At 42.2% G+C, this 20867-nt stretch carries 21 protein-coding genes; 7 read left to right on the top strand and 14 right to left on the bottom strand.

All coding sequences use genetic code 11. The features are described from left to right. Positions 1-174 precede the first annotated feature (174 nt). The gene (locus IGJ74_RS12935; protein ID WP_005234616.1) at positions 175-519 is read right to left on the bottom strand and encodes a DUF7006 family protein; all 345 of its coding nucleotides are present in this window, start codon (positions 517-519) and stop codon (positions 175-177) included. Between the two features lie 665 nt (positions 520-1184). On the opposite strand from IGJ74_RS12935, the gene IGJ74_RS12940 reads away from it, so the two are divergent. Beyond that, positions 1185-3167 carry a hypothetical protein gene (locus tag IGJ74_RS12940; protein ID WP_430608487.1) on the top strand — a complete coding sequence of 661 codons (1983 nt, stop codon included), beginning with the start codon at positions 1185-1187 and terminating at the stop codon, positions 3165-3167. A 490-nt stretch (positions 3168-3657) separates the two neighbouring features. On the opposite strand, the gene map is transcribed toward IGJ74_RS12940, so the two are convergent. The 3 genes from map to rlmH form a co-directional block, all read right to left on the bottom strand. Beyond that, positions 3658-4443 carry a type I methionyl aminopeptidase gene (gene map / locus IGJ74_RS12945; RefSeq protein ID WP_087664984.1) on the bottom strand — a complete coding sequence of 262 codons (786 nt, stop codon included), beginning with the start codon at positions 4441-4443 and terminating at the stop codon, positions 3658-3660. Between the two features lie 42 nt (positions 4444-4485). After that, positions 4486-5223, bottom strand: coding sequence for a tRNA pseudouridine(38-40) synthase TruA (gene truA, locus IGJ74_RS12950; RefSeq protein ID WP_005225435.1), 738 nt, complete (start codon positions 5221-5223; stop codon positions 4486-4488). Positions 5224-5288: 65 nt separating this feature from the next. Next, positions 5289-5768 carry a 23S rRNA (pseudouridine(1915)-N(3))-methyltransferase RlmH gene (rlmH, locus tag IGJ74_RS12955; protein WP_087664985.1) on the bottom strand — a complete coding sequence of 160 codons (480 nt, stop codon included), beginning with the start codon at positions 5766-5768 and terminating at the stop codon, positions 5289-5291. A gap of 373 nt (positions 5769-6141) precedes the next feature. Here rlmH and IGJ74_RS12960 point away from each other — a divergent pair, with 373 nt between their 5' ends. Next, complete coding sequence (locus tag IGJ74_RS12960) at positions 6142-7446, top strand: S1C family serine protease (protein WP_008379110.1); 1305 nt, start codon at positions 6142-6144, stop codon at positions 7444-7446. 67 nt (positions 7447-7513) lie between these two features. Here IGJ74_RS12960 and ytpR read toward each other — a convergent pair whose 3' ends face one another. From ytpR to pepA, 4 genes are all read right to left on the bottom strand, one after another. Next, positions 7514-8128, bottom strand: a complete 615-nt coding sequence (gene ytpR, locus IGJ74_RS12965) for a YtpR family tRNA-binding protein (protein WP_087664986.1) — start codon at positions 8126-8128, stop codon at positions 7514-7516. A gap of 272 nt (positions 8129-8400) precedes the next feature. Continuing rightward, complete coding sequence (locus tag IGJ74_RS12970) at positions 8401-8862, bottom strand: universal stress protein (protein ID WP_086373191.1); 462 nt, start codon at positions 8860-8862, stop codon at positions 8401-8403. 12 nt (positions 8863-8874) lie between these two features. Then, positions 8875-9195 (bottom strand): thioredoxin family protein, encoded by a 321-nt coding sequence (locus IGJ74_RS12975; RefSeq protein WP_016613643.1) that lies wholly within the window; start codon positions 9193-9195, stop codon positions 8875-8877. Between the two features lie 134 nt (positions 9196-9329). Beyond that, complete coding sequence (pepA, locus tag IGJ74_RS12980) at positions 9330-10406, bottom strand: glutamyl aminopeptidase (RefSeq protein WP_087665087.1); 1077 nt, start codon at positions 10404-10406, stop codon at positions 9330-9332. Positions 10407-10698: 292 nt separating this feature from the next. On the opposite strand from pepA, the gene IGJ74_RS12985 reads away from it, so the two are divergent. Next, a complete protein-coding gene (locus IGJ74_RS12985) occupies positions 10699-11043 on the top strand; it encodes a peptidase (RefSeq protein WP_005234590.1) in 345 nt (114 codons plus the stop codon). 60 nt (positions 11044-11103) lie between these two features. Here IGJ74_RS12985 and IGJ74_RS12990 read toward each other — a convergent pair whose 3' ends face one another. The 3 genes from IGJ74_RS12990 to IGJ74_RS13000 form a co-directional block, all read right to left on the bottom strand. Continuing rightward, positions 11104-12138 (bottom strand): hypothetical protein, encoded by a 1035-nt coding sequence (locus tag IGJ74_RS12990; protein ID WP_087664988.1) that lies wholly within the window; start codon positions 12136-12138, stop codon positions 11104-11106. 77 nt (positions 12139-12215) lie between these two features. Continuing rightward, positions 12216-12617, bottom strand: coding sequence for an Ohr family peroxiredoxin (locus IGJ74_RS12995; RefSeq protein WP_005225423.1), 402 nt, complete (start codon positions 12615-12617; stop codon positions 12216-12218). 182 nt (positions 12618-12799) lie between these two features. Then, on the bottom strand, positions 12800-13048 hold the full coding sequence (locus IGJ74_RS13000; protein WP_005225422.1) for a GlsB/YeaQ/YmgE family stress response membrane protein: 249 nt from the start codon (positions 13046-13048) through the stop codon (positions 12800-12802). 425 nt (positions 13049-13473) lie between these two features. On the opposite strand from IGJ74_RS13000, the gene IGJ74_RS13005 reads away from it, so the two are divergent. Both IGJ74_RS13005 and IGJ74_RS13010 read left to right on the top strand, forming a co-directional pair. Next, a complete protein-coding gene (locus IGJ74_RS13005) occupies positions 13474-13695 on the top strand; it encodes a hypothetical protein (RefSeq protein WP_225869361.1) in 222 nt (73 codons plus the stop codon). Positions 13696-13708: 13 nt separating this feature from the next. Then, on the top strand, positions 13709-13897 hold the full coding sequence (locus tag IGJ74_RS13010; RefSeq protein WP_061054430.1) for a hypothetical protein: 189 nt from the start codon (positions 13709-13711) through the stop codon (positions 13895-13897). A gap of 71 nt (positions 13898-13968) precedes the next feature. Here the strand turns inward: IGJ74_RS13010 and IGJ74_RS13015 are convergent, their stop codons facing one another. Beyond that, entirely contained in the window at positions 13969-14910 is a 942-nt protein-coding gene (locus IGJ74_RS13015; RefSeq protein ID WP_016621424.1) for a magnesium transporter CorA family protein, read from the bottom strand. A gap of 186 nt (positions 14911-15096) precedes the next feature. Between IGJ74_RS13015 and IGJ74_RS13020 the strand changes: the two genes are divergently transcribed. Beyond that, a complete protein-coding gene (locus IGJ74_RS13020) occupies positions 15097-15924 on the top strand; it encodes a manganese catalase family protein (RefSeq protein ID WP_034872349.1) in 828 nt (275 codons plus the stop codon). A 128-nt stretch (positions 15925-16052) separates the two neighbouring features. Then, positions 16053-16892, top strand: a complete 840-nt coding sequence (locus IGJ74_RS13025) for an aldo/keto reductase (protein ID WP_016621425.1) — start codon at positions 16053-16055, stop codon at positions 16890-16892. A 50-nt stretch (positions 16893-16942) separates the two neighbouring features. On the opposite strand, the gene IGJ74_RS13030 is transcribed toward IGJ74_RS13025, so the two are convergent. Continuing rightward, positions 16943-20032: an alpha-mannosidase gene (locus IGJ74_RS13030; protein WP_218193350.1), complete on the bottom strand. Its 3090-nt coding sequence runs from the start codon at positions 20030-20032 to the stop codon at positions 16943-16945. Beyond that, a complete protein-coding gene (locus IGJ74_RS13035; protein ID WP_218193351.1) occupies positions 20029-20859 on the bottom strand; it encodes a carbohydrate ABC transporter permease in 831 nt (276 codons plus the stop codon). Before IGJ74_RS13035 ends, IGJ74_RS13030 begins: the two co-directional genes overlap by 4 nt. Positions 20860-20867: the final 8 nt, after the last annotated feature.

Raw genomic sequence — 20867 nt, forward strand, 5'->3', positions numbered from 1 at the left:
AATAAACTTTGAGGTAAATAATAAAAAAGCAACCCGTCATAAATAAAAATGTCAGGTCAGGAGAGTAAAGTTCTGTCCTGTCTTTTTATTGTAAATATATATTTAAATCGCATATTAAATTTTTATATTATCTGAATAAAATTCACTTTGAACAGTCTCCTGAAGTCATTTATTTTATAGAAGTATAAGTGAGTGAATCTTACTAATATTTGTCATTCCATCCATCCTGAATATTTCTTCATAGTAAGTTCCGCTATCTATTTCTGCCAATCTTATTATTTCAGTTTCAGATAATTTGAAAATATTGTCATCAATTAAACTAGATAAAATTTGCAACTTAGCATCGATTCGTACCAATTCTTTGATGGTTGCAAACGCATTTTTGGTAGAAATATTCTGAATCAATTTAATGAAATTTTCTTTTGTCGTTATATAGTACTCGTTAATTAATGGATAGTTATATTTTTCGAAAAAATCATCGAAAAATAAGAAATATTCGTTAGCTGATTTTATTGTCACTTGTTATCTCCTTTCAAATTTATTCTAAGAGATCCGCACAATACCTATTCGTTTATTCAAAATGTTTCCTCTTCTACTTGTCATTTTAAAAGCAGTCTGCGAATTTCCATTTATTTTACCTCTTGAATTTGGTCAAAGAAAAAAAAGTCTTTAATTTAGGACTTATAAAAGAACATATGACTTTGGAAGTTTATTGTTATTCATGGAATTGAGTTACAAAAGAGATATTAATCATCTTTATGTACACACATATTCAGAAAAATTAATTAACCATTTTGTCCTTATTATCTTTGAATACAAGTAAGAATATGATTACTAGAAACAAAAGAAGAAACAATGGGCTGTTTTAGAACAAGAATTTCAATAAATAATATAATAGCACTCACCATAATTATCATTGAGGTACTAAATTTAAGACCTTCTATGTAGAATAAGCCAAAACCTTATATGATAAGTTTTGTCAGACAGAATCAAGAAATTTTCATGAAATAATTCATTGAATTTAAATACCATTCAGTATTTACTTCCATTTTCACTGGTGTTCATGGAGATTTGTCTTTTATTTTGCCGTGGATTGACTATCTTATTCTAAGTTCTTAGACAAGATACTTGTATTTCTACGAGAAAAACCAATCACAAATCGAATTTGAGGAGAAATTTTAATCATGAAAAAACAAATCATTGCCACATCAATCATATTAGCTAGCATAACTACCGTAATCGCGACTGAGGCTCAAGCCAATGCAGACTCCATCAATGGCGTTGATGTAACAACTGATCAAACACAAAAAAAAGCCACCAGTGAAAATGGTGAAACTTGGGTTAATGATAATAATGTATGGTATAACCAAACTTCAGGGGATAACGGTATCATTACACCACCGAATACTCCCGGTCAGCAAAAACCTGAGCAGTCTTTAACGCCTGCTGAACCTAATCAAACACCGCCGATTATTAAGCAAGAAACCCCATCTGCACCATCGGTACCTACAAAAGCCGAGTATATCGCACCGGCTAAACCTATCTCTGAGCAAAAAGTACCGAATACGCCAGCTGTTCCTGCTACTCCTGTGATAAATGTGCCTGATTTGCAGCCGAACACGCCTGTGCAATTGGTTCCTGCTACTCCTGCTGTTCCTACAAAAGCCGAGTATATCGCACCAGTTAAACCTGTCTCTGAGCAAAAACTACCGAATACGCCAGCTGTTCCTGCTACTCCTGTGATAAACGTCCCTGATTTGCAGCCGAATACGCCTGTGCAATTGGTTCCTGCTACTCCTGCTGTTCCTACAAAAGCCGAGTATATCGCACCAGTTAAACCTGTCTCTGAGCAAAAAGTACCAAATACGCCCTTTGTACCTGCAACTCCTGTGATAATCGTCCCTGATTTGCAGCCGAATGCATCGGTTCAATTGGTTCCTGCTACTCCTGCTGTTCCTACAAAAGCCGAGTATATCGCACCAGTTAAACCTGTCTCTGAGCAAAAAGTACCAAATACGCCCTTTGTACCTGCAACTCCTGTGATAAACGTCCCTGATTTGCAGCCGAATGCATCGGTTCAATTGGTTCCTGCTACTCCTGCTGTTCCTACAAAAGCCGAGTATATCGCACCAGTTAAACCTGTCTCTGAGCAAAAAGTACCAAATACGCCCTTTGTACCTGCAACTCCTGTGATAAACGTCCCTGATTTGCAGCCGAATGCATCGGTTCAATTGGTTCCTGCTACTCCTGCTGTTCCTACAAAAGCCGAGTATATCGCACCAGTTAAACCTGTCTCTGAGCAAAAAGTACCAAATACGCCCTTTGTACCTGCAACTCCTGTGATAAACGTCCCTGATTTGCAGCCGAATACACCGGTTCAATTGGTTCCTGCTACTCCTGCTGTTCCTACAAAAGCCGAGTATATCGCACCAGTTAAACCTGTCTCTGAGCAAAAAGTACCGAATAAAAAATACGAGGATCCAATAAATAAACAGCTAAAAGAAGTACCTAGTATGATACCTAGCCAACCAGCAGAAATGACAATAAATGTTCCTATTAAAAAATTTCCACAAATGAATACTTTTAATTTTTCTATGCAAGAAATCAATACTTTTGCGACTACTATAATTGATAATACATTCTCTACAAATACAGAAAAGATTACTCCTGCAACTAATGTGCTAGTCGAAAAACAGCCATCACTTATCGATGGAGATATCCCTAAAAATTTAAACCCTTTTGATCATAAACAGTTTATTCAAGCTAGTAGAGTACCAATTATTGAAAAACCAGTAATTATGAAATTGGAACAACTAAGTGAACAGAAAACAAGCCGACCTGTCCCTAAGACTTCTGAAGAAAAGCAAACAATTAAAACAATCCAATTCAAAACAGCGCTCATGAAATCTGAAAGTAAACAAACAGCGCAATCTTTAACAAAAAAAGAAAATCAGGTAAATAGAGAGACGATTCCCCTGCCTACTAGGTCTTCAAGGCATGACGTGAAATCCACACTCTTAAAATCTTCAAGCCTAGCAATGATGCCTAAAACAGGAGACGCCGACTCTTTTACTTTTCAAGAAAGTTTACGAATCATTGGTTTTGTTTTGGCTAGTCTAAGTCTGTTAGGTTTATCATTTAAAAGTAGAAAAGGTTACAAGAAATAAGATATAAAAAGACTAGCTCTATATGGCTAGTCTTTTTATGCTTTATTGAAATTTGACATATAAAGTATTATTATTTGTAAACTTAAGTTAATATATTTTCATAGATCGCTAGTACTAATGATCTATGAAAATATTAATAAAATAGAGATCAAAATTTTAAGTTTCTGCCCCTCTTTTCTTAATCTATAAAAAAGGCGCTATAATTTATGGGACTGATGAATCAGAATTGACTCTCCAATCTCATTTTCATTTTAAGTAGAAAAAAGATCATTCTCTAGTTTGTTTAAATCACCCCAAAACAACTAAGGACACGATATACTATATGAACGACTCCATCAAAAATACCAATATGAATAGACAAGCACTCGTTGATTACTGAGTTCTTTTACGATCTTTTTGAAAAAAGCACAGATCGAAAGGGCGTACCATCAGTTAGGTACGCCCTTTTAAGAGATGTGGAAAATCTACATGATACAGAAGTTCCGCACAGTTATTTTTCAAAGACATTAAGTGATGATGACGTTTCTTCCTTTTGCAACGTCGTGATGACTGGACCTTCTTTGGTGATGGCGATCGAGTGTTCATATTGGGCACAATAACTGCCGTCAATCGTGCGTGCTGTCCAGCCGTTTGGGTCCATCTTCATGCGCCAAGTGCCGGTCGTGATCATCGGTTCGATGGTGATCGTCATGCCCTCTTTCAAACGAATTCCTTTGCCAGGTAACCCGAAATGAGGAAAGAAGGGTTCTTCATGAATGGTTGGGCCAATGCCGTGAGCAATAAAGTCCCGCACGACACCATACCCTTTTTCTTCAGCAAAGCTTTGGATCGCATAGCCAATATCGCCGACGCGGTTGCCGACTTGTGCTTGCTCGATGCCTTTCATTAAGGCTTCTTTCGTTACTTCCATCAGCGCTTGATGTTCTGGCGAAATCTCTCCTACAGCATATGTCCAACAGCTGTCAGAGATTGCTCCTTTGTAATCGACACAAAAATCGACTTTGACGACATCGCCTGATTTTAAAACATATTCTGAAGGGAAACCATGACAAATCTCTTCATTGACACTGATACACGTCGCAAATTCATAGCCTTCAAACCCAATTTGCGCGGCTGTTGCCCCTGCAGCTTCTATCTGTTGATGGACAAAGGCGTTGATTTGGTTCGTGGTGATACCGGGAACGATTTTTTCCCGTAGTTGCTCGTGAATACTTGCCAAGATACGACCGGAAGTTTTCATTTGTTCGATTTCTCGTGGGGATTTTAATGTGATCAATAGATGATCTCCTTTCCTTAAATAGCCATTACCATGTTTCTTTTAATAATACACCTCATCTAGAAATAAGCCATGAGAAGGCACTGTTTCACCAGCTGCTTGTCGTACTTTATCGGCTAACACTTGATCGATCACTTCTGGCGGCAGTGTGCCATCGCCAATGGCAATCAGTGTGCCTGTCAAGATTCGGACCATTTTATGCAAAAAACCGTTGCCTTTGAAGGTAAACCGCAGTAGGTCGCCTTCTGGTGTGATGGTGATTTCATCGATCGTCCGCACCGTTGATTTTTTTGATTTTTTCAACGCAGAAAAGCCAATAAAATCATGGGTGCCGATCAACTTCTCAGCTGCTTGCTGCATTTTTTCCAAATCAAGGGGCTGCGGGCAATGAAAACTGGTATTGCGAGCAAAGACCGATGGGATCGCGTTGTTCCAAACATAATAGCTGTATTGCTTGCCTTTGGCGTGATAGCGTGCATGGAATCGTTCAGGCACTTCTTCAATCTTGTTGACAACGATGTCTTGCGGCAAATAGCGGTTAAAGAACTGCTGCATCTCTGGCAAACTCATTTGATGGGTCGTCTTGAAATTTGCCACTTGTCCTCGAGCATGCGTGCCCGCATCGGTTCTACCAGAACCCACGATCTCAATTTCTTCTCCCGTCAATAATTTGATGACCCCTTCAACTTTTTCTTGGATCGTTTTTTCAGAATCTCCTAGTCGTTGCCACCCTAAGTAGCGCTTGCCGTCGTATTCAATCGTTAGTTTGATATTTCGCATGGTTGTTGCTCCTTTTTACCGGTAGTACCGGTGGATAATTTTTTCTATTATACTGCTTAAGATATTTACTTATGATACGGCGCTCCCGTATTGATTCGATACGCGCGATAGATTTGCTCCAATAAGATCAACTTCATGAGTTGATGCGGATAGGTCATTTTGCCAAAGGAGATTTTGGCATCACTGCGGCTCATGACTTCTTGGCTTAAGCCTAGGGAGCCGCCGATGACGAAGGTCAGTTGGCTTTTTCCTTGGATGCCGAGTTGATCGATTTGTTTGGCGAAGGCTTCGCTGGTGGGATTGGTGCCTTCGATTGCTAAGGCAAAGACATATTCGGTGTCTTTGATTTTGGCTAAAATGCGCTGGCCTTCTTTTTCTTTGATTTGCAGCATTTGGGCTTCACTCAAGGTTTCTGGTGCTTTTTCATCTGGTACTTCGATAAACTCAAGCTTTGCGTATGCCCCCAATCGTTTGGCGTACTCGTTGATTCCTTGAACGAGGTACTTTTCTTTTAGTTTTCCTACCGTGATGATTTTGATTTTCATAGATTTCTCCTCGTTATCCCCTTATTTTATGAAAATGTGGACATTGCTATCCACAACCTTTTACACACTTTGACTTTCTTTGAAATCCTTCTATCTTATCTATAAAACTGCGACACTTCAACGATTTCTTCATCCACCCAACCAACCCCATCAAGATTGTCCACACACTGTGGATAAAAAGACCTTTACTTCTCCCCAGATTTCTCTGCTATTTTTATTCAAAAATGAACGGGTCTTACGAAGAAAATTTCATCGTTTGAAACAGATTCTTACGCAACTTCTTCATATTTTTTTCAAAATCTCTTAGTAGACTAATCTCAGATAGAAGGAATATACTGATTATAACGAATTATTCATTAAGGGGGAAATAGTAATGGCAAGAAAATATGTCACACCAGGTAAGAAAACTTCTCCTGGTTTATTAAAACGATTAGGTATTGGGATTTTAGGCGGTATGGTCGGCGGATTATTGACCTTCGGCGGTCTGTATCTGGCAATGGGTTCATCCTTGACTTCAACACCAGAAACCACGACCAACAGCGGGGTCCAAGATTCTAACGGACAAACCCAAGTATCCAATGTAAAACTTGATGTGACTAGCGATGTCACTGAGGCAGTTGAAAAAGTACAAGATTCGGTGGTTTCCATCATTAATCTACAACAAAGTCAAAGCAACGACTGGAACAGCCTCTTTGGTCAGCAAGGTGGACAAAGTGAAGGCGATAGCCAAAGCGAAGACGACAGCGCCTTAGAAGCTTCTTCTGAAGGGAGTGGTGTCATCTACAAAATCGATGGCGACGATGCCTATGTCGTAACCAACAACCACGTAGTTGAAGGTCAAGATGGTTTGGAAGTTGTCTTAGCAGATGGTACAAAAGTCAAAGCTGAATTGGTAGGTACCGATTCTTACACAGACTTAGCCGTCTTAAAAATCTCTTCTGAAAAAGTTACAACTGCCGCAACATTTGGCGATTCAAGTGCCTTGAAAGTCGGCGAACCAGCAATCGCGATCGGTTCTCCTCTAGGCTCTGACTATGCAAACTCTGTGACACAAGGGATCGTGTCTTCCTTGAATCGTCAAGTAACAAGCCAAAACGAATCTGGTGGTACGATCAGTATCAATGCGATCCAAACGGATGCTGCAATCAACCCAGGGAACTCAGGTGGTCCACTGATCAACGTTGATGGTCAAGTGATTGGGATCAACTCAAGTAAAATCGCCAGCACCTCGGGCTCTGCTTCAGGCGTTAGTGTCGAAGGGATGGGCTTTGCGATCCCAAGTAACGATGTCGTTGAAATCATCAATCAACTAGAAGCAGACGGCAAAGTGGTTCGCCCTGCACTAGGGATCCAAACGATTGATTTAGGTTCAATCACATCACAACAACAAGAACAAATCTTGAAAGTTCCTTCATCTGTAACTTCAGGCGTTGTGATCTACTCAGTCAACAATGCAACACCAGCAGAACAAGCAGGATTGCAACAATATGACGTTATCACGAAAATCGATGATACAGAAGTCAGCACCACAACGGATCTGCAATCTGCGTTGTACAAACACAAAGTCGGTGACACGATCACTGTAACCTTCTATCGTGGCGATGAAGAAAAAACAGCAGAAGTAAAACTTTCCGTTGATACATCGATCAACGAACAATCAACAGACAGCAGCAACTAATTACCAAAACCAATCGAAACAATCAAAAAATGAACTGCCGCAAAAACAGGAAGCGGCAGTTCATTTTTTAGGCTTTACCGACTGGAAAAGCTTCACCTACAACGGCATCTTGAGGCAGCTCAAGGATGCCTTTTTTCATTGGGGCACCTTCTAAATGTAGTTCTTTAGCAGAACAGATCATTCCGAAGCTTTCTACGCCACGAAGTGTCCCCGGCCAAATCATCAAGCCATCCGGCATCATTGCGCCAGGTTTTGCGACAACGACTTTCAATCCTTTACGAATATTGGCAGCGCCACAGACGATTTGCAAGACTTTCCCATCTCCAACTTCTGTTTCCGTGATAGAAAGATGGTCGCTGTCTGGATGTTCTACACAAGATTTCACATAGCCAACGACGATTTTTGGTTCCGTATCTGCAGGCAGTTCTTCGCTGAATCCTGCTTCTTTGATCATGGTGTTCAATTGTTGGATTTGTTCTTTCGTCAACGTCACTTGACCACGGTCTTCGATCGTCATCACTTCTGAGATCGCAAAAAAGTTCCAGCCAACGATCGTGCCTTCTTCATTTTTGATTTGGGCAACATTGCCTTTGCGTTCGACGGTTTGTTCTAATCCTTTATCATCTGCTGTGATCGCAAGCAGTGTATCACTGACATATTCTTTGTTATAAGCAAAAATCACGTTTTCTCCTCCTTAGGTACTTACACATTCCGCCCATAATCTTATCAAATTTTTCGGCATCCGTCATGGAATTTCTTTGTTTTCCTTGAAATTCTAGTTATTTTCAAAGACAAAAAAGCCTGAAAACCAGCTACTGCTCATTTGCTAAAGACAATGCTTCACTAGCGAGCAAAACCGCTGGTTCTCAGGAACTTCCTTTTGTCACTTGTTACTACCATGCAAACTATGGAAAAGAACACGGCAACGACAAGCTTATTTTTTCCAAAATGACCTTACGCTTTGTTTTCTTCAGGTGATACGATCAGCACGTCGCACCGGGCTTCACGGATAACGAAGCTGGCGACACTCCCCATCATGAAGCGTTCCACGGCGTTCAGCCCGGATTGCCCCACCATGATCAAATCGATGTCGTATTGATCCGGTAATTGGGTGGCAAGGGCGTCTTTGATGGAGCCGTAAGCGACGATGCCTTCTACTAGATCAAAATCCACTGATTTTGCGTAGGCTTTGCAGTCGTCGATCAGATTTTTCGCCGTGTCTTTTTCTTGTTCTAAGATGGAACTATCCAAAGGTGCATAACCCATCATTGTCGGCACTTGCTGATCGATGATCGTTGCGGCATAAACCTTCCCTTGGTTTCGACGAGCGACTTCCACTGCTTTTTTGAAGGCTGACATCGCTTGATCTGAACCGTCGATCCCTACTAAAATATTTTGATATCTTTGTGCTTCCATCTTTTTCCCCTCCTATGCTGATTGTACGCTGGTTAAAAAGGCTTCGATCTCTTCTTTGGTTTTGCGATCCTTGTTAACTAACCGTCCCAGCTCCTTGCCGTCTTCGATAACGACGAGGCTAGGAATACCAAAAATGTTCCATTCAACCGCTACATCCATGTATTCATCACGGTCGACTTCGACAAATTGAAGATCTGGAAAGTCCGCTTCGATCTCAGGCAATTGCGGTTTGATGTAGCGGCAATCGCCACACCAATCGGCGGTGAAAAAGAAGACATTTTTGCCTTTCTCCACATATGTTGCTAACTCTGCTAAATCTTTTGGAATAATCAAATACTCACCACTTTCTTTTCTTTAAGTATACACCTTTCTTTCAGGGACTACCAACTGACATGCTGATCTTGCAAAGCCCTGCAGAAAAAAAAGAGACAACGGGTGGCTGTCTCTTTGCTTTCGTTCGTTCTCGCTTATTGTCCTGCCAAAATCGTATCAACGGTTGAACGATCCAAACCTTTCAAGACTTGAATCACCATTTCCCGTGCCGCTTCATAATCAGCGATACTGAATAGGGTTTGGTGGGTATGGATGTACCGTCCAGGAACACCGATAACTGAACTTGGGATCCCTTCATTTGCCATGTGTGCCGCACCAGCGTCGGTACCACCTTTTGAAACAAAGTATTGATAAGGAATGTTGTTGCTTTCTGCTGTATCCAACAAGAATTCTTTCATCCGTGGCAACATGATCATGCCTGGATCATAGATTCGCATCAAAGTCCCGGCTCCTAGATGACCAAAGGTGCCATTTTTCGTGACTGTGTCATCCGCTGGCGAGCAATCGACCGCAAAGAACAAGTCTGGTTTGAATTTTGTCACAGACGGACGAGAACCCCGTAAGCCGACTTCTTCCTGAACGTTGGCACCAGCAATCAACGTATGGCCTAATGTTTCCTCTTTCAAGGCTTCAAGTGCTTCTAATACGACCGCACAGCCGTAACGGTTGTCCCAAGCTTTCGAGATGATGTTTTTCCCATTGGCTGTTTTGATGGTTTCCACTTGTGGGACGATCGTATCGCCAGGACGTACGCCAAAGCTTTCTGCTTCTTCTTTTGATTCAAACCCCGCATCAAACAAAATATCTGTCACTTCGACATTTTTTTGACCGCTGCTTCCTCGCAACAAATGTGGCGGTACTGAAGAAGAAACGCATGGGTAATCGCCCTTCGCTGTTTTCAATGTAAACCGTTGAGCAGATACCACATAAGGGTTCCATCCACCTAAAGGAGTGACTTTGAATAAGCCGCGATCGGAGATCGTCGTCAATAAGAAACCAACTTCGTCCATGTGAGCAGCTAACATCACTCGTGGTGCATCTGCTTCTTGGTGGTGACGCAAACCGAAGATGCCGCCTAAGCCATCTTGTTGGATTTCATCCACCAATGGAGTCATCGCTTCACGCATATACGCTCGCACGTCGTGTTCAAACCCGCTGGTTCCTTGTAACTCCGTTAGTTCTTTGATGCGTTGAAATGTTTTTTCTTCCATGATCATTCGAGAAACACGTATCGGTTGTTTGCTGCCCCAAAGAAACAAAGCTGCTTTTTTTGAAAAAGCAAGGCTTGCTGTGGCTGTGTTTTCCAGCAATTTTTGGGCGAAACAACGGATGTGCTCTCTTCCTCCTTATTCCTACTGATATTCTTTATTATAGCGCAAATTTCTATTGTTGGTTATTTTTCTTATAGAATATTTCTAAACTATGGTAAACTATTGTTAAGAGAACCTGTGCTTTCACCGAGTTCACAACATTCGGGAAAACTTACTTTAGGAGGGACATTAGATGGAGAATGAGCATCCATTGCATTATTTTAAAAATGGACTGACCATCGGTTTAGGTCTTGGCTTTGCAGGAGGGATTTTTTCAACGATCTGGTTGAAGAAAAGGCAAGCCATGAATGCCGATGATGTCTTAGACAATATAAAAGCGGCGTTTATCAAAGAAGGACCGATCGAAGGTTCTTGGATCAATTTCGAAAAACAACCTTTGCGCAAATTTGCGATCACTTCCCAAGGATATACTGGCGGCATCACCCGCACCGAAGACGGACAGCTTGTCACCTATGAATTTTTGGCAGATGCTCATACCGGCACCGTCTTAGATATCCAACGAGCAATCGTGGAATAATTACTGCACTTACGACCAGCTTCTTAAGAGGCTGGTCTTTTTTCTTTTTAAGCAGTGATTTTACTGAAGTAAGGTCGCAAGGTCCAATACCACGACTTCATCGATGCTGCCGCCTTTTTGCCGATACGCCCATGCCCCACTTTCAAACAAGCAGTACAGCTGCCCTTTTTCTACCACGATCTGTTCAAGGTAATGGGGAAACTTGATGCGCCGCAACGCATGTTTGCGGGTCAGCACCGTTGCATCCTTTGAAAAGACCCATAACTCAGCCGACCCTGGTCCAAAGGAACGTGCCAGCAACAAGTATTCAGTGGTAAAGGCGACACTTTGGACTTTCGTGGTGGTGACCCTTCTCTTACGCGGCTTGATGCGAGGAGATGCATTGCGACCGCTGTCTGAAAGAACAGGCAGCGGATAATTCGCCACCACGCCACCGTTTTTCAAGGCAAAGGTCCCTGAGACAAGTTCACCGCTATCGGCTGCCAAATAGGAGCTGTGAGTGATGCCTGCCAATTCGATGACTTGCTGATAAGCGATCGGCTGACTGGTTGCCAAGGAATCATCTTCCAGCAGTGTCTGCAAAGAAACACACGCCACTCGTCCCATTCCTTTCCCAGTGATGGTTAGCCACAGCACTTGCGTTGCTCGATCAAAGACTAATCCGCCGACATGGGGGCGTTTTGGCAGAACCACCGTTTTCAGATGCCGTCCGCTCGTTCTTTCTATTATATAAAGCTGTGAGTGATGTTCCTGCTGCGAACAGTACGCAGAGAGGAACAAATAGTCCTCCGAAACGGCCAACCCTTGTGGAGTCATTGCCTGACACTGATCCGCATGCTTGTACAGCCTCGTTTCTGCTTTCGCCGTTGCCGTCGTTGCAACTGCGGCAGTGGCTTTTTTTAAACCGGGAACCAAAAGGACTGCTTCCCTTTTTGCCCCGGCTGCCAGCCACGCTTTCCGCACGCTGGGATAACGCTTCAGCTGAGCTGCCAGTGCTTGATTGTGGCGCGCATGTCGGTGCTTTTTCAGCCAGTACACCACAAAAAGGCCAACCACAAACACGCCCAAAAGCAGCAAGATCTCTGTTTGTCTCATTGATTGGCCTCCTTGATGAATTCCCTCTTGTCGGCTGATTCATCAGCCGCTTATTGTTTGTCTAGCTGCAATAACGCTTAGACTACTTGTACTTCGACATCAATGTTGCCACGAGTTGCCCGAGAATACGGACAAAAATCATGGGCTTCTTCTGCGATTTTCTCTGCCTCGGCTTTTTCAACGCCTGGTAACGACACTTCTAAAATCACGCCGATTTGGTAACTGCCGTCCTCATGCTGATACAAAGACACTCTTGCTTTAACTTCGGATTCGGATTCGATGTTATGCTCTTTCAGCATATGCTGTACGGCACCGTTGAAACAAGAAGCATAGCCAGCGGCAAATAATTGTTCTGGGTTTGTGCCCTCACTGTGAAGACCCGGTTTGTCGATTTTCAGGTGAAAACTGCCATTTGGTGCTTCGACCTCTCCGACACGTCCGCCTCGATTGATCATCGCTGTTTCATATTGCTTTTTCATTGAACCTCTTCCTTTCTTTTTTTGACCTACTTCAAGTGTAACGACAATTTACCGATATGACAAAAGGATTGCTTATGCTTCCTTAAAAACAAAAAAGGCAAACCCAGAAAAATCTGGATTTGCCTGTCTATTCGAGGTAATTACTACCCGAAATAAATGAATGGAAACAATTGCTGAATGGACTAGCCGTTTGAACGTCCTAAGAAGAATGAAACAACAGCAACTACAATAACCGCACCAATAATTGATGGGACGATTGCCATTCCAGCAAGTGATGGACCCCAAGAACCTAAGATTGCTTGTCCAATAGCTGAACCTACTAAACCTGCAACGATGTTGGCGATCCAACCCATTGATCCACCTTTATTTGTGATAGCTCCGGCGATCAAACCGATAATAGCTCCTACGATTAATACCCATAACCAATGCATATTTTTCTCCTTCTTTCTTTTAAGTAGTTATTACACATATTATGTTACGCTTAATCCCCGTTTTAGACAAAAGATTTGCACTCAATTTGCAAAAAAAAATTTCAAACCTTGTTATATTAACGTTTACCAGTACTTCTTAATTATCGTTGTAAGAGCTTTAATTCGTTTTTTTTAATATTCGTGCATTTTTTGAAATCGCTTTATTTTTTATTTTGCATCTTCTTCGCTAAACTGAGGGAGAGCCACTCTCATTTTGTCAGATAATTGGCACTTTTTACTCCTCAGTGCGTTTTAGGACAGCTATCTTTTCAGCACTTCAGCTATTTTTCATTAGTGAACGTTTCGATCGTTTCAGATTGGAAATGTCTTCGCAGATTCCCATGTTTGCTTCTAGAGCTCCCAGCGAAAGCGGTACTTATTTGAAAATGACGGGAAAATACTCAGAAAAAAACGGTGTGACTGTAGAAGTTCCTGATTTGCCTTACGCGGATTTATTGAGGATTCTAGTCAGTGCCGACTGCAGCTATGCGCTTACAAAATACGATGCCATTTTTTTCTTCCTCTATCATCGCCATCACCATGCTGCCGATTGCCCGACCAATCATTATGACACTGGAGATCTTCTCCTTCCAGTAGCGATGGAATGATTATATCTGGCCCTTGATCGTCTTGAATAATCCGAAAAAATACACCTTGCAAGTGGCGAACCGCAGCTTGGTGGGCGCGGAAAATATCCATTGGACGATTTTGATTGCTGCCTTGGTAATTTACATCTTGCCTTTGCTGCTGGTCTTCCTCGCCTTTCAGCGCTGGATTCTCGACAGCAATTTGGACAGCGGGTTAAAATAAAAAAATGCCAACTGCTTCGTCGCACCATTCTCCTTTTATGGATGAACGGTGCCACAGAGCAGCGGCGCTTTTTATTTTGAAAAGTCTTTCCGTGACAAGTAAATGGCGGTTAATATCCCAACTAAAATAGCCAAACCAAAGACAATGATCGTACCGATGGCATTGTCTTTTCCTGGCAGTCCCCCGGTGTTGATCCCCCATAGCCCCGCGATCAAGGACGGCACAGCCACCACCAATGCCGCAGAATCTAAGTATTTCATCAGATGGTTTAGATTGTTGTCCATCATATCGGAGAACAAGCCACCAATGGTTTCTAACAAGTCGCGATAGATAGTGACCATTTTCATGGCAAACTTCTGTCGTAGCTTAATGTCATAAACGAGTGCTTCATTATCCAAACGATCCAAAAATTCTTTGCGATCCATCAAACGATCGACAGTATGGTTCTGATCCCGTAAGGTGTGATCCAGATAGACCATGTCTCGTTCGGTATCGGCTAAATTAAACAATTCGTTGTTTTCCGTCGTTTTACGGGCTGCTTCATCTAGTGCATCGATCTGTTTCTTCATTTCCTGCAGACCTTTGATGTAATGGGTGTAGATCATCAGCGTCGAGTAGGCAACAATATCTTCATACCGTTGAATATCTTGCTCATGCTTTTCAATCAGGCGTTTAATCAGTGTAGATTGATGAGAGACATACGTGATTAAAAGATCTTTGGTATAAATAAACGTCACCGGTTCTAAACGATCTTCGATGCGGTCTTGTGTCACTTCTGACAAATCGATCAAGGTATAAAGAATCGGATGATTTAACTTAGTGTTACGTAAGTATTCCAAACGTGAGACTTCTTCCGGTTCATTGGCGCCAATAAAAATATCTTCGGGCAGTTGATACTTATCTAACAAGTGGCGTTGTTCCTCTGGATCTGTCCCAGAAACCACCAGCCAATTGTAATCTTCCTCCGAGGATTCCCTTATTTTTCGGTCGTCCATTTTGTAATACTGAAACATGGTGACTCGCTCCTTTTCTAATTCTCTCTTAATTTAACTATCTAACGCTTCTCGCTTTTTGTCAAAGTAAATGGCTTTTCTTTTTGGAGCTTTTTTCATTTTGAACTAAGTGCATTTTATTAGACGAACCTTTCGATTCATGAGAAACTTTTTATGGGCCCAATAAAAAATTTTAGGAGGAATAGTATGTTTCGTCATCAAAAAGAACTACAGTTTGAAGCTAAACCAGAAAAACCAAATCCGTTAGTTGCGAAATACCTTCAAGAATTAATCGGTGGACAATATGGAGAGATGAGTGTTGCCATGCAATACTTATTCCAAGGATGGAGCTGCCGTGGGGAAGAAAAATACAAAGACATGTTAATGGATATCGCTACTGAAGAGCTTGGACACGTTGAAATGTTGGCAACGATGGTTGCACGTCTGCTGGAAGGTGCACCTGTGGAAGATCAGGAAGCTGCCATGAAAAAAGACCCAACGATCGGTGCGATCATTTCCGGAATGAATCCGCAACATGCCATCGTTGCCGGCTTAGGACCACGTCCTGCTGATAGCGTCGGCAATCCATGGTCAGGTGCGTATATCATTGCTAGTGGCAACTTGCTTGCTGATTTCCGTGCCAACTTAAATGCAGAATCACAAGGTCGTCTGCAAGTAGCACGCATCTATGAAATGATCGATGACCGTGGGGTCAAAGACTTACTTTCGGTCTTATTAGCGCGTGATAGCTACCACCAAAATCTTTGGGCAGCTGCCGTGAAAGAATTGGAAGAAAACGAAGGCTCGATTTTAGTGCCGACTACCTTTGACCGCAAAAACGAACGCTTAGATATCGCTTATGATTTCTATAACTTCTCAGAAGGCGACCAAAGTAAAGAAGGCTCTTGGGCGAAAGGCAAAGCCCTTGATGGTGAAGGCGAATACCAATGGCTAGACGAACCAAAGATCGAAGGAAAAGCGCCAAAACTCGATCAAGTCACACCAAAAATGTATGGCACACCGCCTGAAAAATAATTTAATCAAAAAGAGCAATTGTTTCTGAAACAGAAACCGTTGCTCTTTTTTCTTTGTCTGAGCAAGTTGGTTACGTTCCTGGCAAAAAAGCGTTAGAGTAGAATGTAAAGAAAAGGAGGAATCATTTTATGAAAGCACCTTTACTGACATTAAACGACGGCAATTTACGCCCCGCCGTGGGCATCGGTACCTATCAGATCCGCGGTGGCGAAGGGTTGAGCCAGCTGCAAGCAGCGATCGCTGACGGGTATCGATTGATCGATTCTTCAACCAATTATGACAATGAAGGCATTGTCGGCAAAGCGATCCGTCGCTCTGGTATCCCACGTTCAGAATTTTATATCACCTCAAAATTACCGGGAAAATACCATGGCTATGATGATGCCTTAACCAGCATTCAAGAATCCCTTGCTCGCATGGGACTCGACTACTTCGATGCCTTTTTGATCCACTGGCCATTACCAAAACGCGGCAAATATGTCGAAGCTTGGCAAGCCTTAGTGACCGCCCAGAAATTAGGTTTGATCCGTTCCATCGGCGTTTCCAATTTCGAGCCAGAACATTTGGATGCCATCATTGAAGCAACTGGTGTGACCCCTGCGCTAAATCAAATTGAGATCCATCCTTACTGGGTCCAAGAACGAATGGTTACAGAGAACAAAAAACGCGGCATCGTAACGGAAGCTTGGAGCCCATTAGGCCGCGGCAGCGATGCCCTGAAAGAACCACTGATCACTGAATTAGCTGAGAAATACCAAAAATCAGCTGGTCAAATCATCTTGCGCTGGCATGTGGAACGTGGCATTTTGCCCCTACCTAAATCAAGAAACCTCGCCCATCAACGAGAAAATCTTGCGATCTTCGACTTTGAACTGACTGAAGATGAAATCAATCAAATCAATCAGTTAAACAAAGCAGACGGCCGCATCGATGGTCAAGACCCAAATGAGTATGAAGAATTTGAATAAACACAACCAGCAGATTCTCCGCTATAAATGGAGAATCTGCTGGTTTTAGTTTATCTCAACTCAAAATGAAATGTTTTTATTTCGAAGGGTGACAAGGTAAATGAGACTTCATCTTTCCACTGCTCATTATTTAAAGGTATCTCCATTAAATCTGTTTCTTGCCAAAAACTGCTTGGCAACTGCAATGTAACCTTTCTAGTTCCTCCCGTGTGATCATGTAAGCGTAAAATCCACCCTTTGCCGGTTTCTGCTTGCTTGATGGCGTCGATGGTAACTGAGGTTTCACAGTCTATTTGCAACGGAAGCAACCAAGAATGTTCTCCGTTAATAACCGTTAATGGCGAGTTGAGGGACCATGCTTCTTCCATTGTTCCCCCATCGATGGCATCGTGCTCGTGGGCATAAAAACTGTAAGTAAATTTGTGATCGCCATCGTCAGCCAGTGGATCAGGATAGATAGCGCCTTTAAGCAAGGTCAAGCTTAATTGATTTTCCTTAACAGCATAACCATATTTACAGTCATTCAATAAACTTACCCCACAATATTTTTCTGAAAGATCTGCCCATTGGTGGCCTACTGTTTCAAACTGAGCCAATTGCCAACTGGTATTAGCATGGGTAGCTCGTTTTACATTTCCGTACTGAATATCAAATACTGCTTCAGTTGATCGAATTGCTGCATCAAAGTTTACCTTCAACAGTTGTTGGCGTTCATGCCATGACACGTTTGTTAAAAAATCGATTCGTTGTGTATGAGCATAGACCCGCATTTCCTGATGTATCTGCGAATTACCAAACGTATACTCAAATACTACGGAAGCGTAAAGCGCATTATTTGAGCGTAATCGTATTTGATCGGCTTGAAGCACTGTTGCTTTTTCTTGATAAAAACTATCGATATCCCATGCATCGTAATTTAAAGGTTTGTCTTCAAATAGCTGAAAAACATTCCCTTTTCCTTCCAACATTTCTCTACCTAGTTTCTTATCAAAAATGCTGATCAAATTTCCCGATGTTTCCCATAAAATTCGCAAACGATCGGTCTCAAGCGCTCCCTCTGTGAACTCAGCGAGCGGTTTGATGTCTTTATTTTCTGCTATCGGTTGAAACTCTATCATCACCTGACTCATTGGCGGAACATTTGTCACAAGAACAGACTGTTTTTCTCCATCAAAATAAGCCGGAAGTTCTTTTCCTTGTGAATCAATAAAGCGACCTTCTTGTAAAAGTGGAAGTTCAATCAGTTCATTCCTTGACCAGCTAGCTGTATTGTTGACTGTATACTTTTGATTAGCAGGTCCATCTAATTGTTCAAATAACTGTTGAATGGTCTGAGTCACGACGGCAAACTCTGCTCTATGGTCTTGATAAACTTCTTTGATCGAAGAACCAGGAATAATATCGTGGAATTGATTACGAAGAACCGTCTCCCATGTTTCAAAAAGCGGATCCTTAGGATACTCGTCTTCTTTGCTGGCTGCTAAACATGTATAGAGAATCTCAAGTTCCCGTAGAGCAATTTCAGCTTTTCGATTCATTTTTTTGACAAACGCTTGCGAGGTATAGGTTCCTCGATGATATTCCAAGTACAATTCGCCATCCCAACGAGAGACCAGCGACTTATTTCGTTCTACTGTCTGATGCAGTCGTTCAAAAAAGGCTTTCGCTATTCCTGTTTTGACTTGCGGCAATCCTGGAATCTGGTCAAGGCGTCGTCGATTTTCCAGCATCTCTCTAGTGACACCGCCTCCGCCGTCCCCATGACCGTAAGACAGCAGAAATTCTTGATTCAAACGCTTGTCTTGATATCCGTCGTAAATTCCTTGAACGGTCCCCGGAGAGAGCGTTCCATTGTAGGTATAAAACCATTCTTCTGCCCATTCATCCGTTTTACCATCAACTGGCGTGGTGATAAAATGCGTCAAAATATCTGTCCCATCGATTCCCCGCCAATAAAAGGTATCATGGGGCATCCGGTTGTATTGGTTCCAGCTGATTTTGGTCGTCATAAACGTCTCAATGCCAGATTTTCTTAAAATTTGGGGCAACGCCCAAGAATAACCGAATACATCTGGAAGCCACAAGAAATGCATCTCTTTGTCAAATTCTTCCTTCACAAATTTTTTCCCATGGAGTATCTGACGGACCAATGATTCGCCTGACGGTATATTGCAATCGGCTTCCAGCCACATGGCTCCGTCCACTTCCCAACGGCCTTCTTTGATTCTCTTTTTGATTTTCTCATAAAGAGCTGGATAGCTTTCTTTGACATATTTGTATAGCTGAGGTTGGGTTTGCAAGAAAATATATTCTGGGTATTGTTCCATCAAACGTAAAACCGTTGAAAAACTGCGGACAGCTTTTTCCCCTGTATGCTTCAGCCGCCACAGCCAAGCAACATCGATATGTGTATGACCGATAGTTGTCACAGTGATCTCCGAAAGTTTAGGTATTTTTTGCAGTTCTTGGTTTAAATAATGATCCGCTTCCTCAACGCTGTAGTAAAAAGAGATAGATCCGGGTACCTGCCACTGAATCAAACGAAAGGCATCATCTAAAAGATTCAACAGCTTGTATCGTATCGGTTCATTTTCCGGTAACCCATCGATAGTTTTCGCCATCATGTCAGCGAGAAAGAAACAGTCATCAGCAGCTAAGTGTCGCTTTGCCAAACAAGCTTGCCGAAACTCATGCCGTTGAATGACTTCAGCCCCACCGCCTTCCAAGCCAGACCATAGTTTTAAATCAAGTCGGATGGTTGTCCCCCGGTAATGATCCGCCAGAAAAATCTCTGTATGATTCGAATCGACACCCTGATAAGGTTCACCATCGATCAATAGCAAGGACTCAAAGCCTGAATTATAGCCACCACCTGTACGACCAAAATCGATCAGTAACCATAAGTCTTCCTCCTCTGGAACTGTCAATTCATGATGAGCCCAAATATAACGGTCTCTCCCTTGCCAGAAATCGCTAACTGAAAGTGTAAAGTCCCACTCTTCTGGTGGGTGTTTTTCCGTTTTTGACTTATCTTCTTTTGCCGACCACATTGTAAGGTCTTGTACTTTTTGAAAACGATACGCTTTTAGTTCAGCGATTCGTTTCGTTAATTTTTTTGTCGTATGAAATGGATCTTTCATCCTTTCGTCGCTCCTCCCATGCTAAATCCTTTAGACATATACGTTTGTGACAAAGCATATAAAATGACGACTGGTAAGGTATATAGCACCGAAAAAGCGGCTAAACGGCCATAATTGACCATACCAAAGTTGCCGAAAAACTGAAAGATCGAGACTGATGCCGGCATTTTTTCGGGTGACTGAATCAAAATATAAGGAACAAAGAAGTTGCCCCAGCTTCCAGTAAAAGTAAAAATACCAACCGTACAAATACCTGGAACCATCAGCGGTGCTACGACTTTTCGCACCCCTTGCCATGTTGAAGCCCCATCGACCCAAGCGGACTCTTCTAAGTCGATTGGTACCGAATCCATAAAGTTCTTCATCATCCAAATCCCATAAGGCAGTGAGGACGCCGTCAAGAAGAACGTCACCGCCAGTAACGAATCTTGAAACTTCAAAAAGATAAACAGTTGATAGACCGGCACGATGACAGCAGTCATCGGTAATGAGGTCATGAACAGCACCGCCATCAAAAAACTTTTTTTATATCTTAGCTGATACCTCGACAAGGGATATGCTGCCAAAACACATATGACAACAACTAAAATCGATTGACAGCCGGACAAAAGCAAGCCGATTCCGAATGACCGAATGATAGTTTGATCAGAAAGGATCGAAGCAAAATTTTCAAATGATACTGCTTCAGGTAATTTCAAAGTTTGAATAGCGCCCGGATCAATAGAGGCGATCAGCATCCACAACAATGGGAGCAAAAACAATAAGGCTAATACTGCCAAAAGCAGATAATGAATCATGGTCTCCAATTTTTCACTGCGTTTTACCATTTTTTTCA

This window comes from Enterococcus sp. AZ009 (genome assembly GCF_050548785.1).
Lineage (GTDB): Bacteria > Bacillota > Bacilli > Lactobacillales > Enterococcaceae > Enterococcus_D > Enterococcus_D entomosocium.